Annotated in this window: 12 protein-coding genes and 1 other annotated feature; all 12 genes read left to right on the top strand. The window is 38.5% G+C overall.

Annotation, left to right across the window (positions count from 1 at the left end; translation table 11 throughout):
• The first annotated feature begins 7 nt into the window (after positions 1-7).
• Positions 8-865 (top strand): RnfABCDGE type electron transport complex subunit B, encoded by an 858-nt coding sequence (locus tag Ana3638_RS03930; protein WP_161836873.1) that lies wholly within the window; start codon positions 8-10, stop codon positions 863-865.
• A gap of 361 nt (positions 866-1226) precedes the next feature.
• Positions 1227-1733, top strand: coding sequence for a Gx transporter family protein (locus Ana3638_RS03925; RefSeq protein ID WP_161836872.1), 507 nt, complete (start codon positions 1227-1229; stop codon positions 1731-1733).
• A 23-nt stretch (positions 1734-1756) separates the two neighbouring features.
• Positions 1757-2776 (top strand): LacI family DNA-binding transcriptional regulator, encoded by a 1020-nt coding sequence (locus tag Ana3638_RS03920; RefSeq protein WP_161836871.1) that lies wholly within the window; start codon positions 1757-1759, stop codon positions 2774-2776.
• Between the two features lie 361 nt (positions 2777-3137).
• On the top strand, positions 3138-3287 hold the full coding sequence (gene rpmG / locus Ana3638_RS03915) for a 50S ribosomal protein L33 (protein WP_161836870.1): 150 nt from the start codon (positions 3138-3140) through the stop codon (positions 3285-3287).
• A gap of 164 nt (positions 3288-3451) precedes the next feature.
• Positions 3452-3661 carry a preprotein translocase subunit SecE gene (gene secE / locus Ana3638_RS03910; protein WP_161836869.1) on the top strand — a complete coding sequence of 70 codons (210 nt, stop codon included), beginning with the start codon at positions 3452-3454 and terminating at the stop codon, positions 3659-3661.
• 15 nt (positions 3662-3676) lie between these two features.
• Entirely contained in the window at positions 3677-4192 is a 516-nt protein-coding gene (gene nusG, locus Ana3638_RS03905) for a transcription termination/antitermination protein NusG (RefSeq protein WP_161836868.1), read from the top strand.
• A gap of 166 nt (positions 4193-4358) precedes the next feature.
• Positions 4359-4784 carry a 50S ribosomal protein L11 gene (gene rplK / locus Ana3638_RS03900; RefSeq protein ID WP_161836867.1) on the top strand — a complete coding sequence of 142 codons (426 nt, stop codon included), beginning with the start codon at positions 4359-4361 and terminating at the stop codon, positions 4782-4784.
• 123 nt (positions 4785-4907) lie between these two features.
• Positions 4908-5603: a 50S ribosomal protein L1 gene (gene rplA / locus Ana3638_RS03895; RefSeq protein WP_161836866.1), complete on the top strand. Its 696-nt coding sequence runs from the start codon at positions 4908-4910 to the stop codon at positions 5601-5603.
• A gap of 54 nt (positions 5604-5657) precedes the next feature.
• Positions 5658-5791, top strand: a sequence feature (ribosomal protein L10 leader region).
• A 65-nt stretch (positions 5792-5856) separates the two neighbouring features.
• Positions 5857-6351, top strand: a complete 495-nt coding sequence (rplJ, locus tag Ana3638_RS03890; RefSeq protein ID WP_161836865.1) for a 50S ribosomal protein L10 — start codon at positions 5857-5859, stop codon at positions 6349-6351.
• An 87-nt stretch (positions 6352-6438) separates the two neighbouring features.
• A complete protein-coding gene (gene rplL / locus Ana3638_RS03885; protein WP_161836864.1) occupies positions 6439-6807 on the top strand; it encodes a 50S ribosomal protein L7/L12 in 369 nt (122 codons plus the stop codon).
• A 554-nt stretch (positions 6808-7361) separates the two neighbouring features.
• Positions 7362-11192, top strand: a complete 3831-nt coding sequence (gene rpoB / locus Ana3638_RS03880; protein ID WP_161836863.1) for a DNA-directed RNA polymerase subunit beta — start codon at positions 7362-7364, stop codon at positions 11190-11192.
• Positions 11193-11334: 142 nt separating this feature from the next.
• Positions 11335-15072, top strand: coding sequence for a DNA-directed RNA polymerase subunit beta' (gene rpoC / locus Ana3638_RS03875; RefSeq protein ID WP_161840429.1), 3738 nt, complete (start codon positions 11335-11337; stop codon positions 15070-15072).
• Positions 15073-15343: the final 271 nt, after the last annotated feature.

The following is a 15343-nucleotide window of genomic DNA, read 5'->3' as shown; positions in this document are numbered from 1 at the left end:
GGAATAGATGAATATAACAATTATAAATGGTATTCTATTAAATAGTTTCCCTGTTTTAGCCCTTAATTTAACCGGGGTTGGGATTGCAACTTTACTAATCAGTGCAACCGGAATTATCATCGGCCTGTTTCTTGGCCTTGCCGCCAAAAAATTAGAAGTTGAAGTAGATGAAAAAGAACAGCTGGTACGGGAGCTGCTACCTGGAAATAACTGTGGTGCCTGCGGTTTTGCGGGCTGCGATAATCTGGCTCAGGCAATTGCCTCAGGAAATGCAGCAGCTAATGCCTGCCCTGTAGCAAACAGCAAAGTCCATAGCCAGATAGCAGAAGTAATGGGAACTAATGTAGAAGAAACTGAAAGGCAAGTTGCATTTGTAAAATGTGCCGGAACATGTGATAAAACGAAAGTTAAATATAATTATTATGGTATACAAGATTGTAAAAAAGCCGCATTTACGCCGGGAAAAGGTCCGAAACAATGCGGGTATGGGTGTACCGGTTTCGGTTCCTGTGTTAAAGTCTGTCAGTTTGATGCAATCCATGTAGTAGACGGAGTTGCAATTGTAGATAAAGAAAAATGTACCGCCTGTGGTTTATGTATCAAAGAATGTCCGAATAATTTAATAGAATTAGTACCGTATAACACGGGACATTTTGTAAGGTGTAATTCAAAGGATAAAGGAAAAGATGTAAAAGCAGGCTGCAGTATTGGCTGTATCGGATGTATGATGTGTGTGAAAGCCTGCGAGTTTGATGCAGTAAAAGTTGAGAATAATCTTGCACGGATTGATTACAGTAAATGTACGAATTGCGGTAAATGTGCAGAGAAATGTCCTACTAAGGTAATTCTGTCAGAGTTGAAATAGCGCTCTGTCAGAATTAAAAACAAGCTGCGTGATTTTTTACTGTTTGTGTGCTATAGCAAGAATGTTAACCCACATGAATGCAGAAAGTATTAAGGTGTATGCTGGATTATGAAGGGGGATGCTGCAGAATTCATAATCGATCTTACTTGGGAGAGAATATCAACGGAATTCCAGCCCTGAGTCCGATAAGTGAATTATTGCAGCAGCCCCGTTTGTCTGTATCCAGTCAGATATAATGTATATGGGAGTAGATTAAGTAATTGCGAAACTCCACTATTATAATAATTGTACGGTATATTCAGAAAACTAAATAGTTTCGCAATTACCTAATGAGAGTGGATATATGAAAGGAAGGTTACAGATGAAAAATTCTAAAGCTAAAAAAGTGGCATTTTACGGAATGTTCGTTGCTCTGGCTTTTGTATTTAGCTATATAGAAGTGCTGATTCCCTTCTCCGTGGGAATTCCGGGAGTTAAACTCGGGCTTGCGAATATAGTGGTCTTAACGGCATTATACGCAATGGGAGTAAAGGAAGCCTTTGTTATATCCTGTATACGTATTGTACTGGTTGGATTTACATTTGGAAACATGTTCAGTATTTTATACAGTCTGTCAGGGGGAATTTTAAGCTGGCTGATTATGTGTATTTGTAAAAAAACAAAAGTATTTAGTATGATTGGTGTCAGCATTACCGGAGGGATCAGCCATAATATCGGACAGATTGTAGTGGCTGCCATTGTCCTCCAAACACAAAGTATTGTATATTATCTGCCCGTTTTACTCATATCCGGTATTATCACGGGGCTTCTGATAGGGTTACTTGGAGCTTGGCTGTTAAAAGTACAAATGAAAATACTTAACACATAGAGGGAAAGACGGTGGTGAAAAAAGTGGCTACAATAAAAGATATTTCACTAAGGTGCGGTGTATCGGTTTCTACTGTGAGCAAAGCATTAAACGGATATCAGGACATTAGTGAAGCAACAAGGGAAATGATTATAAAAACAGCCCATGAGGCCGGATATTTTCCGGATGCCAATGTAAGGGCGTTAAAGATGAAAAAGACTTATAATATCGGAGTATTATTTTCTACCCTTACTAAACATGGTTTACGTAATGAGTATTTTGCACATATTTTAGCTTCCTTTAAAGAAAAAGCGGCAAAAAGAGGATATGATATCACTTTTATCGAACATAATATAGGCAATCGAAAAATGACCTATCTGGACCATTGCCGTTTACGGAATTTTGACGGGGTATTTATTGCCTGTGCGGAATTTACGGAACCGGAAGTTCTGGAATTAGTAAACAGCGACTATCCGGTTGTTACCATAGATCATGCATTTAATGAAGCAATATCCGTTTTATCCGATAATGTGGAGGGTATGCGACAGCTGACCCAATATATAATAGATCAGGGCCATAGAAAGATAGCATATATTCATGGAACAAAATCATCCGTTACCCATAACCGATTGGTAAGTTTTCATAATGTTTTAAAAGAAAATGGTATAACGGTCCCGGAGGAATATTTTGTAGAGGGTATATACCGAAGCGCGGAATCTTCAGAAGAATTGGCACTGCGCCTTTTAAACTTACCGGATCCGCCAACCTGTATTATTGCCTCGGATGATTATGCGGCTTTAGGAGTAATGAATACGGCAAGACGGATGGGACTTAAAATTCCGGAGGACATATCGGTAGCAGGCTACGACGGAATCTCTGTTGCCCAGGCACTGGAACCGAAACTTACAACGATAAAGCAGGATACGGATAAGATAGGTTCCGAAGCAGCTAAGCAGCTTATTAATTTAATAGAAAATCCAATGTCTACCTCGTTGGATACCATTTATCTTAAAGTTCAGCTGGTTAAGGGTGCATCTGTCCGCAACCTGAATAAGGCTGATTAAATCAATAAATATATGAAAATTACTAAGGTTTATTCCTATAAGTCATCATAGTTTCATACCTTGGTTTTATTTTTTCTGAAATACAGGATGATTCCTCCGGATCAAACGTTCACCTGTATTTCACTTTTTTATAAATAAAACTTGAAATATTTCTTAAGAAGTACTATAATTATATAGCATTTTAAAAAAAATATTGACGTACGTTATAGAGTATGTTATATTAGACTAGCGATGGAAGAGGTCTTTTTTTTATGCCTAAAAACCTGTGTACCGTATATTTTACAAAAAAACTTAATTATCAACAAATTAAGAGTAAAATGATAGTTCACATAATTTTAAAATTTAAGCGGAGGTGGAAGTTGTGCGCGTAAAGATCACATTGGCATGTACAGAATGTAAACAACGTAATTATAACATGACAAAGGAAAAGAAAACACATCCAGACAGAATGGAAACAAAAAAATATTGTAAGTTCTGTAAGTCACACACATTACACAAAGAAACAAAATAAGATGTCTAATCTTCTATACAAGCAGAGCATTTATATAAAGAATTTAAGCGACTATTTTGTCACTGCGGCTCTTAGGAACCAAGGTACTCAAAATATGTAATATGGGATATTTTTGGGTGCTTAGCGACTTTATAACTGCATTGTTAAGAAAGGAAAGTGAAAACATGGGAGAAACTGCTAATACCACAGAGAAAGCTCCAAAGAAAAGTTGGTTTAAAGGCCTGAAAGCCGAATTTAACAAAATTGTTTGGCCGGACAGGGAATCACTTGCGAAGCAGTCGGTGGCAGTCATTGTAATATCCGTAATTTTAGGTGTAATAATTTCTATATTGGATTTAGGTATTAAGTACGGTATAGATGTTCTTATCAAATAGGATATAGGTGATTATATGTCAAAGACGAATTGGTACGTTGTTCATACTTACTCAGGATATGAGAATAAGGTAAAAGCCAACATTGAGAAAACAATTGAAAACAGAAAACTTCAAGATCAAATCTTAGAGGTTTCCGTTCCGCTTCAGGATGTTATTGAGGTGAAGAACGGCGTTAAGAAAAAAGTCCAGAAGAAAATGTTCCCTGGATATGTTTTGCTTAACATGGAAATGAACGATGATACTTGGTACGTAGTTCGTAATACGAGAGGCGTCACAGGATTTGTCGGTCCCGGATCGAAACCAGTTCCGTTAACGGAAGCAGAAATGAAGTCAATGGGAATCAAAAAAGACGATATTGTGATAGATTTCGAAATTGGTGATACCGTTGAGGTAATCTCCGGTGTGTGGGAGAATACTACAGGAATCATTAAGCAGATTAATACTCATAAACAAATCGTCACAATCAGTGTTGATATGTTTGGTCGTGAAACTCCTGTCGAAATAAGTTTCACTGATATCAAAAAAATGTAAACAAACATCTAGAATACCTAAATTCCGTTGCAGATAAAGTAAATCTAGATGGTGGGAGGGTAATGGTTGCGTTGCAACCTGGAAAATTGCTTCGCAATTTTCACAATGCATAATAAGAATTTATGTATACTCCCGATAACACCACAATTTTAGGAGGTATGCTATAATGGCAAAGAAAGTTACAGGATACATTAAATTACAAATCCCTGCTGCAAAGGCTACACCAGCTCCACCGGTTGGACCAGCTTTAGGTCAGCATGGTGTTAACATTGTACAGTTTACAAAAGAATTTAACGCAAGAACAGCAGATCAAGAAGGAATGATTATTCCTGTTGTAATTACAGTATATCAGGACAGAAGCTTCAGCTTCATTACAAAAACTCCGCCTGCTGCAGTTCTTTTAAAGAAAGCATGTAATCTTAAGTCCGGTTCTGCTGTACCGAATAAGACCAAGGTTGCTACTATTACAAAAGCAGAAGTTAAGAAGATAGCAGAACTTAAGATGCCTGATTTAAATGCAGCAAATATTGATTCAGCAATCAGTATGATATCCGGTACTGCAAGAAGTATGGGAATCACTGTAGTTGACTAAGTAATAGCAATTACGTGGGAGGGTAATGGCAGCAAGGCTGCCATGGAAAATTGCTTTGCAATTTTCATTAGGCATAACAAGGGTTATGTATACTCCCGATACTACCACTAGGAGGTTAATAGAATGAAAAGAGGAAAAAAATACGCTGAAGCTGCCAAGCTTATCGACAGAGCAAGTTTTTATGATGCAGCAGAAGCAATTAGTTTAGTTAAAAAATCAGCAGTTGCTAAATTTGATGAAACAGTAGAAGCTCACATCAGACTTGGTGTTGACGGACGTCATGCTGACCAGCAGGTACGTGGTGCAGTTGTTCTGCCTCACGGAACAGGTAAAACTGTTAAAGTTCTTGTATTTGCAAAAGGTGATAAATTAAATGAAGCACAAGCAGCAGGAGCAGATTATGTTGGCGGTGAAGAATTAGTGCCTAAGATTCAAAACGAAGGCTGGGTCGATTTCGATGTTGTAGTTGCAACTCCGGACATGATGGGTGTTGTAGGTCGTTTAGGACGTGTATTAGGACCTAAAGGCTTAATGCCAAACCCGAAAGCCGGTACTGTTACCATGGATGTAACAAAAGCTGTTAATGATATTAAAGCAGGTAAGATCGAGTACAGATTAGACAAAACAAATATTATTCATGTGCCGTTAGGTAAAGCTTCCTTTACCGAAGATCAATTAGCGGACAACTTCCATACGCTGATCGGTGCAATCAATAAAGCAAAACCATCTGCTGCAAAAGGACAATATCTTAGAAGCGTTACATTAGCATCCACTATGGGACCTGGTGTAAAATTAAATACAGCTAAATTAAGTCAATAATTTTGCAAAGAAAATTTGATTTATGGTTGACACTATAATAGATTAATGTTATACTTTTGAATGCAATAACTGCCGAAGACAGTAGGTGCCGCAAGGCATAAGGAAAAAACGCCTACCGAGGGATAAAAATCTTTAGATGACTTTTAGAATCCCTTACTGCTTGCAGTAAGGGATTTTTTTATATCGTCGTACCCCAAAGCAGTGAAGCAAAAGAAAAGAATTTTTTGCAAAATCTATAAGGAGGTGTACTAGAATGGCAAAAGTAGAAATCAAACAACCTGTCGTTGACGAAATTAAGGGTTATGTGAATAACGCTAAAGCAATTGTTGCTGTAGACTACCGCGGGCTTACTGTAGAAGAAGACACAAAACTTCGTAAACAGTTAAGAGAAGCAGGTGTTGTATATAAGGTTTACAAAAATACATTGTTAAAACGTGCATTTGAAGGAACAGTATACGAAGCATTATTTAAGCATTTAGAAGGACCAACTGCCGTAGCATTTGGTATTGAAGATGCAACTGCTCCTGCAAGAATCATCAATGACGCAATGAAGACTTCTCCTAAGTTAGAGTTCAAAGCCGGTGTTGTTGAAGGAACCTACTATGATGAAAAAGGTATCCAGAAAATCGCAACAATCCCATCAAGAGAAGTACTTATTTCCAAATTACTTGGAAGTTTACAGTCTCCTATTACCAACTTTGCTCGTGTTCTTAAGCAAATCGCTGAGAAGCAAGAAGGCGTAGCATAAGATAGTATGGTAACTGAGAATTTCTCGGGTAAATTGAAAGTTACATTAAATTAACTGTAAAACAAATATAAATGGAGGTATTTCATAATGACAACTCAAGAATTTATTGAAGCTATTAAGGGCTTAACCGTATTAGAATTAAATGATTTAGTAAAAGCATGTGAAGAAGAATTTGGTGTTTCTGCAGCAGCAGGTGTGGTAGTAGCCGGACCAGCAGCAGGCGCAGCAGCAGCTGAAGAAGAAAAAACAGAATTTGACGTAGAATTAACTGATGTTGGTCCTAACAAAGTTAAAGTTATCAAAGTAGTTCGTGAAATCACTGGCTTAGGCTTAAAAGAAGCTAAAGATCTTGTTGATGGAGCTCCTAAGACTCTTAAAGAAGCTGCTTCCAAAGATGAAGCTGCTGATATTAAAGCTAAACTTGAAGCTGAAGGTGCTAAAGTTACAATCAAATAGTTTAAGACTATCATCAAGTCTGTCCCTGCAAACTTTTGGGACAGACTTTTTTATTTCCGCGAAAGCAAAGTGAGAATTAGAGGGCTTGCTTGCAATAATTCGAACGGGCACGCGAACCGGAGAAACACGCAAAGCGTTGTTTTTCCGGTTTCATAGGAAAATTCTCCGAATTTCCCTATGAAATAAAAAGTAGGGGTTACGGTATAGAGTTAGAATTTTTGGGTATACAATTTAGTTAAGGGATTATTTGTTAAATATTATGCAGAAATAGAAAAAGTCAACAAAAATATGTTGACATCTTGAAAAGCTTGTGATAATATGAAAGATGCACTATTGTGCTATGATATACCTACAACATCTATTATAGCACATATATGTGAAAATGAAAAGTATTTTCACAAAATTATTCTATAATATTTCTAAACATGTTGGTTAAAAGTGGAAAACTGCTATTTCTTGGAAATATTTACGGATATCAGACAAGGGCCTATGCAAAAGCAGAAGCTTTGGCAGAGGTCACATGTTAAATAAAATTTCAAGGGGTGAAAACGTCAATGGATAAAAACAGGATACGTCCAATCAAAGTTGGTAACGGCGTAAGAATGAGCTACTCGAGGCAAAAAGAAGTATTGGAAATGCCAAATCTTATTGAAGTTCAGAAAAACTCATATCAATGGTTTTTAGATGAAGGACTTAAGGAAGTATTTAATGACATTTCTCCAATCGAAGATTACAGCGGTCACTTAAGCTTAGAGTTTGTGGATTTTGTGCTGTGTGAAGATGATGTCAAATATTCAATTGAAGAATGTAAGGAAAGAGATGCAACTTATGCAGCTCCTCTTAAAGTTAAAGTCAGACTTCACAATAAAGAGAACGATGAAATCAATGAGCACGATATTTTTATGGGCGATTTACCATTAATGACGGAGACTGGAACTTTCGTTATTAACGGTGCTGAGAGAGTTATCGTTAGCCAGTTAGTACGTTCCCCCGGTATATACTTTGCAATTGGACATGATAAAATTGGTAAAAGATTGTATTCCTCAACTGTTATTCCTAACCGTGGTGCATGGCTGGAGTATGAAACAGATTCCAATGATATTTTCTACGTCCGTGTTGACCGTAACAGAAAGGTACCGATTACCGTTTTGATCCGTGCACTGGGCATTGGAAGTAATGTTGAGATACAGGAATTGTTTGGTGAAGAACCTAAAATTACAGCAAGTATAACAAAAGATCCATCTGATAACTATCAGGATGGTTTACTTGAGTTGTATAAAAAATTACGTCCGGGTGAACCGCTATCCGTAGAAAGTGCGGAATCATTAATTAACAGTATGTTTTTTGATCCAAGAAGATACGATCTTGCTAAAGTTGGCCGTTTTAAATTTAATAAGAAACTGGCACTTAGGAACCGTGTTGTTGGCTTTACGCTGACGGAAGACGTAATTAATAAAGAAACCGGTGAAATTATTGCAGAAGCAGGCACCGTAATTACAGAAGAAATTGCAAATGAGATTCAGAATGCTGCAGTCCGTTCCATTATTGTACAAGCGGAAGAACGTAATGTTAAAGTCCTTTCCAACTTAATGGTTGACCTGGCTTACTATGTTGATGCCGATAAGGAAGAACTGGGAGTTACGGAGGAAGTTTATTATCCGGTACTCAAAGGCATTTTAGATGAATTTAAAGATATAGAAGATATCAAGACAGCAATTAAAAAGAACATTAATGAATTAATACCAAAACACATTACAAAAGAAGACATTATTGCATCTATCAATTACAATATTCATCTCGAATATGGTATTGGCAGTGCAGATGATATAGACCATTTAGGTAACAGAAGAATCAGGGCAGTCGGTGAATTACTTCAGAATCAATATAGAATCGGCCTTTCCAGAATGGAACGTGTAGTAAGGGAACGTATGACTACTCAGGATTTGGAAGGGGTAAGCCCTCAATCATTAATTAATATTAAACCTGTAACTGCCGCAGTTAAGGAGTTCTTCGGAAGCTCCCAGCTGTCACAGTTTATGGATCAGCATAATCCGTTAGGTGAATTAACTCATAAAAGACGTTTATCTGCATTGGGACCAGGTGGTTTGTCCCGTGATCGTGCAGGTTTCGAAGTTCGTGACGTTCATTATACCCATTACGGCAGAATGTGCCCGATTGAGACTCCTGAAGGTCCGAATATCGGTCTTATTAACTCACTGGCATCTTATGCGAGAATTAATGAATACGGATTTATTGAAGCACCATACCGTAAAGTAGATAAATCAGATCCTGCGAACCCCAAGGTAATAGATGAAGTAGTTTACCTTACTGCGGATGAAGAAGATAAATATGTCGTAGCACAGGCAAATGAGCCGTTGGATGAAAATGGATATTTCGTTGGTACGAATATATCCGGTCGTTATAAAGAAGAAACCTCCGAGTTTGAAAAGTCCAAGATTGATATGATGGACGTGTCACCTAAGATGGTATTTTCCGTGGCTACTGCCATGATTCCTTTCCTGGAAAATGACGATGCTAACCGTGCTTTAATGGGTTCTAACATGCAGCGTCAGGCCGTACCGTTATTAATAACCGAATCACCGGTAGTTGGTACCGGTATTGAGATGAAGTCCGCAGTTGACTCCGGTGTCTGTGTTGTTTCCAAAAAAGCAGGTTTGGTGGAAAGATCAACTTCCAAGGAAGTTGTTGTAAAGAACGATGATGGAACTAAAACCTCATATAAATTGTTAAAATTTGCCAGAAGTAATCAGGGTACCTGTATTAACCAAAGACCTATAGTTACTAAAGGTGACAGAGTGGAAGCCGGCCAGGTAGTGGCAGATGGTCCATCTACTTCCGGGGGCGAACTGGCACTTGGTAAGAATCCTTTAATCGGATTTATGACCTGGGAAGGTTATAACTACGAGGATGCCGTATTATTAAGTGAAAGATTGGTTCAAGAGGATGTTTATACTTCTGTTCATATTGAAGAATACGAAGCAGAATCCAGAGATACGAAACTGGGACCGGAAGAAATCACAAGAGATGTTCCGGGTGTCGGTGATGATGCTCTTAAAGACCTGGATGAAAGAGGAATTATCAGAATCGGTGCGGAAGTACGTGCCGGGGATATCTTAGTTGGTAAAGTTACACCTAAGGGTGAAACCGAACTGACCGCGGAAGAAAGACTTCTTCGTGCAATTTTTGGTGAAAAAGCCAGAGAAGTAAGGGATACTTCCTTAAGAGTTCCTCACGGTGAGTACGGAATAATCGTTGACGCCAAAGTATTTACCAGAGAAAATGGCGATGAATTATCACCCGGTGTCAATCAGACGGTACGTGTCTATATTGCCCAGAAGAGAAAAATCCAGGTTGGCGATAAGATGGCCGGACGTCATGGTAACAAGGGTGTTGTTTCCCGTGTATTACCTGTTGAAGATATGCCATTTTTACCAAACGGAAGACCTCTTGATATTGTATTAAATCCTCTGGGTGTACCTTCCCGTATGAATATTGGACAGGTGCTTGAGATTCATTTAAGTCTTGCCGCGAAAGCCCTTGGAATTAAAGTTGCCACACCGGTTTTTGACGGCGCTAATGAGTTTGATATTATGGATACTCTGGAATTAGCCAATGATTATGTCAATACGGAGTGGGACGCATTCGAAGCAAAATATAAAGATATATTAGATCCAGGTTTATTGGATTATTTAAATAATAACAAAGCCTATAGAGAAGAATGGAAAGGTGTTCCGATAAACCGTGACGGTAAGGTAAGACTTCGTGACGGCCGTACCGGAGAATTCTTCGATGGAGCTGTAACCGTAGGTTTCATGCACTACTTAAAGCTTCATCACCTGGTAGACGATAAGATCCATGCACGTTCCACCGGTCCATACTCACTGGTTACTCAGCAGCCTCTCGGTGGTAAAGCACAGTTTGGTGGCCAGAGATTCGGTGAAATGGAAGTTTGGGCACTGGAAGCATACGGTGCTGCTTATACACTTCAGGAAATATTAACTGTTAAATCCGATGATGTTACCGGTCGTGTTAAAACTTATGAAGCGATCATTAAAGGTGAAAACATTTCTGAGCCAGGTATTCCTGAGTCCTTTAAAGTACTTCTTAAGGAATTACAATCATTGGCGCTTGATGTTATTGTTTTGGATGAAAATGGTCAGGAAGTTAAGATGACTGAGAATATAGACTACGGCGATGGAGATTTAACACCATTAATTGAGGGTGACAATAATTTCAGATATGATGAAGATTACGGTGAGGCAGGATATCGTGAGACATCTGCTGAAGAAGAAGAGAGTTTCTTTGATTCCTTTGATGAAGATACCGTTGACCTTAGTGATATGGATGATGACCTTGAAGAATAATTATAACTAATGGAATTGTATACGTTTATTTTAGGTATATAATCAATTCCATTAGCATACTAGACATCCGTTTTAGCGGATGTCTAATGTAAAAAGACGGATTCCATCTATAATCCGTTACTATGAAAGGGAGTGCCAGATGATGCCAGAAGTAGTAAATAATGAAAATGTCGGGGAAATTACCTATGACGCCATAAAAATTGGTTTAGCTTCTCCGGAGAAAATTAGAGAATGGTCAAGAGGCGAAGTAAAAAAACCTGAGACTATAAACTACAGAACTTTAAAACCGGAAAAAGACGGTTTATTCTGTGAGAAGATTTTTGGACCAAGTAAAGACTGGGAGTGTCATTGCGGTAAATATAAGAAAATCCGATATAAAGGCGTAGTATGTGACAGGTGTGGTGTTGAAGTTACCAAGGCCAGTGTCCGCAGGGAAAGAATGGGCCATATTGAACTAGCGGCACCGGTGTCTCATATATGGTATTTTAAAGGAATTCCAAGCAGAATGGGTCTTATATTAGACTTATCTCCAAGGACTCTGGAAAAAGTACTTTATTTTGCTGCTTATATCGTATTGGATAAAGGAAGTACCGATTTACAATACAAACAAGTTTTAAACGAAAAAGAATATAGAGAAGCTTACGAAAAATACGGTAATAAGTTCAGAGTTGGCATGGGTGCCGAAGCAATCCAGGAACTTTTACTTGCAATTAATCTGGAAGCAGAATCAGTAGACCTTAAAAAAGGATTAAAGGATTCAACGGGACAGAAGAGAGCAAGAATAATCAAAAGGCTTGAAGTTGTTGAAGCGTTCAGAGAATCCGGTAACAGACCTGATTGGATGATTCTTTCCGTAGTTCCTGTTATTCCTCCGGATTTAAGACCTATGGTACAGTTAGACGGCGGGCGTTTCGCTACCTCTGATATGAACGATTTATACAGAAGAATTATCAACCGTAACAATCGTTTAAAGAGGCTTCTTGAACTCGGCGCTCCGGATATTATCGTTCGTAATGAAAAGAGAATGCTTCAGGAAGCAGTAGATGCTCTTATTGATAACGGCAGAAGAGGAAGACCGGTTACCGGTCCGGGAAACCGTGCATTAAAATCCTTATCCGATATGTTAAAGGGTAAGCAGGGACGTTTCCGTCAGAACTTACTAGGTAAACGTGTTGACTATTCAGGACGTTCCGTTATCGTTGTTGGTCCGGAATTAAAGATTTATCAGTGCGGTCTTCCGAAAGAAATGGCAATTGAGTTATTTAAACCTTTCGTTATGAAAGAACTGGTTGCCAGAGGAACTGCCCATAATATAAAATCAGCTAAAAAGATGGTAGAAAGACTTCAGACGGAAGTTTGGGATGTATTAGAAGAAGTAATCAGAGAACATCCGGTTATGTTAAACCGTGCTCCAACACTTCACAGACTTGGTATCCAGGCTTTTGAGCCGGTATTGGTTGAGGGTAAAGCAATTAAACTTCATCCGTTGGTATGTACCGCTTTCAACGCCGACTTTGATGGTGACCAGATGGCTGTCCATCTGCCATTATCTGTTGAGGCTCAGGCAGAATGCAGATTCCTGCTGTTGTCTCCAAACAACTTATTAAAACCTTCTGATGGTGCTCCCGTTGCCGTTCCTAGCCAGGATATGGTACTTGGTATCTATTACCTGACCTTGCAAAAGCCTGGTGATATGGGAGAAGGACATTGCTTTAAGAGTGTGAATGAAGCAATTCTTGCTTATGAGAATGGTGCTATTACTTTACATGCCTTGATTAAGGTTAGAAGATCCGGCATCAATAACATGGGTGAAATGGAAACTAAAACAATTGAATCTACATTAGGCCGATTAATCTTTAATGAGATCATCAGCCAGGATTTAGGTTTCGTTGACCGTTCCAATCCGGATAATTTCTTATTACCTGAAGTTGACTTCCATGTAGGTAAGAAACAGTTAAAGAAGATTCTGGAGAAATGCATTAATACCCATGGTGCGACTAAAACAGCTGAAACTCTGGATGCGATTAAAGCCCTTGGTTATAAGTATTCTACAAGAGCTGCCATGACGGTATCTATTTCCGATATGACAGTACCTCCTCAGAAGAAAACCATTATAGCGGAAGCAGAATCAAGAGTAGAAGAAATCTCCAAGAATTTCCGCCGTGGTCTTATGACGGAAGATGAAAGATATAAAGCAGTTATTGATACCTGGAAGGTAGCCGATGATGATATTACAGAGGCACTTCTTACTGGTCTTGATAAATACAATAATATATATATGATGGCTGACTCCGGTGCCCGTGGTTCCGATAAGCAGATCAAACAGCTTGCAGGTATGCGTGGTCTTATGGCGGATACATCCGGCCGTACCATCGAGTTGCCTATTAAATCAAACTTCCGTGAAGGTCTTGACGTATTGGAATACTTCATCTCCGCCCATGGTGCTAGAAAGGGTCTTTCCGATACTGCTCTTCGTACCGCCGACTCCGGATATCTGACACGTCGTCTGGTTGACGTATCTCAGGACTTAATTATCCGTGAAGTGGATTGCTGCGAAGGCAAAGAAACTCCTGGTATGTGGATTAAGGCGTTTACCGATGGCAATGAAGTGATTGAAAGCCTGGAAGAACGTATCACCGGAAGATATTCCTGTGAAACCATTGAGGATGATAACGGTGAAGTTATTGTGAAAGCAAACCATATGATTACACCAAGAAGAGCGGCAAGAATTGTAGCTACGGGGAAAGTTCAGGAAGCCGGTTTTAATGCAAAAATTAAAATCCGTACCATTCTTACCTGTAAATCTCATATTGGTGTATGTGCTAAATGTTATGGTGCCAACATGGCTACCGGTGAAGCAGTTCAGGTTGGTGAAGCAGTAGGTATTATTGCTGCTCAGTCTATCGGTGAACCTGGTACACAGCTTACCATGCGTACTTTCCATACCGGTGGTGTTGCCGGTGATGATATCACACAAGGTCTTCCTCGTGTTGAAGAACTTTTTGAAGCAAGAAAACCTAAGGGTCTTGCAATTATCGCTGAATTCGGCGGTGTTGTAACCATTAAAGATACTAAGAAAAAACGTGAAGTAATTGTGACTAATGAAGAAACCGCTGAATCCAAAGCTTATTTAATACCTTATGGATCCAGAATCAAAGTTTTAGACGGTGATATATTAGAAGCCGGTGATGAGTTAACAGAAGGTAGTGTTAACCCTCATGATATCCTTAAGATTAAAGGTGTTCGTGCCGTTCAGGATTATATGATCCAGGAAGTTCAGCGTGTATACCGTCTGCAGGGTGTTGAAATCAATGATAAGCATATTGAGGTTATTGTGCGTCAGATGCTTAAGAAGATCCGTATTGAAAACAGCGGTGAATCCGAATTATTGCCTGGTAAATTAGTAGATACCTTAGACTTTGATGATATTAATGAAAAACTGGAATCAGAAGGATTACCAAAGGCTGAAGGAAAACAGGTAATGCTTGGTATTACCAAGGCATCTTTGGCAACCAACTCTTTCCTTTCTGCTGCATCTTTCCAGGAGACGACAAAAGTCTTAACGGAAGCAGCGATTAATGGTAAGATCGATCCGTTAATTGGTCTTAAAGAAAATGTTATCATTGGTAAATTAATTCCTGCCGGTACCGGTATGAAGAGATATCGTTCCGTAAAATTAGACAGTGACATGGATGAGGAATTATTGATCTCCGAAGATTATGAAGATGAGGAGTATGACAGCTTCCGCTATAACGAATCAACCATGGATGATATAGACGGTATCGAAGTGGATGAGTTTGATGATAATGAAGATTTATCAGAAGATGACTTTGAGGATGAAGAATTTGTAATTGATAATAATTCTGAAGATAACGACTGATAACAGTAACATTTAATTTAATATAATAAAAGGTCTGCTGAAACGAAAGGGATAAGAGTTCGTTTTAGCAGATTTTTTTTGTCTCATAGTATAATAAAGCATTGGTAAATAATAACAAAATCAGATTAAAATGAGTATTATATTGAATACATAGGAAAAAATAAGGATGCAGTAAAAGCACATAAATTATTGTAACACATACAGAAAAAATCATAGAATAAAGAATTTAAAAATAATCGAAAAGAAAAAAGAGCTAAATCATAAAAAATAA

Origin of the sequence: Anaerocolumna sedimenticola (genome assembly GCF_009931695.1) — a bacterium.
Taxonomy (GTDB): Bacteria; Bacillota; Clostridia; order Lachnospirales; family Lachnospiraceae; genus Anaerocolumna; species Anaerocolumna sedimenticola.
This window is presented reverse-complemented; position numbering and strand designations above follow the sequence as displayed.

Bases quoted from the DNA above. Each gene is read 5' to 3' on its own strand.
- nusG (WP_161836868.1), top strand. From the start codon at position 3,677: ATGTCAAAGACGAATTGGTACGTTGTTCATACTTACTCAGGATATGAG.
- rplJ (WP_161836865.1), top strand. From the start codon at position 5,857: ATGGCAAAAGTAGAAATCAAACAACCTGTCGTTGACGAAATTAAGGGT.
- Ana3638_RS03930 (WP_161836873.1), top strand. From the start codon at position 8: ATGAATATAACAATTATAAATGGTATTCTATTAAATAGTTTCCCTGTT.
- Ana3638_RS03925 (WP_161836872.1), top strand. From the start codon at position 1,227: ATGAAAAATTCTAAAGCTAAAAAAGTGGCATTTTACGGAATGTTCGTT.
- rplK (WP_161836867.1), top strand. From the start codon at position 4,359: ATGGCAAAGAAAGTTACAGGATACATTAAATTACAAATCCCTGCTGCA.
- rplA (WP_161836866.1), top strand. From the start codon at position 4,908: ATGAAAAGAGGAAAAAAATACGCTGAAGCTGCCAAGCTTATCGACAGA.
- secE (WP_161836869.1), top strand. From the start codon at position 3,452: ATGGGAGAAACTGCTAATACCACAGAGAAAGCTCCAAAGAAAAGTTGG.
- rpoB (WP_161836863.1), top strand. From the start codon at position 7,362: ATGGATAAAAACAGGATACGTCCAATCAAAGTTGGTAACGGCGTAAGA.
- rpoC (WP_161840429.1), top strand. From the start codon at position 11,335: ATGCCAGAAGTAGTAAATAATGAAAATGTCGGGGAAATTACCTATGAC.
- rplL (WP_161836864.1), top strand. From the start codon at position 6,439: ATGACAACTCAAGAATTTATTGAAGCTATTAAGGGCTTAACCGTATTA.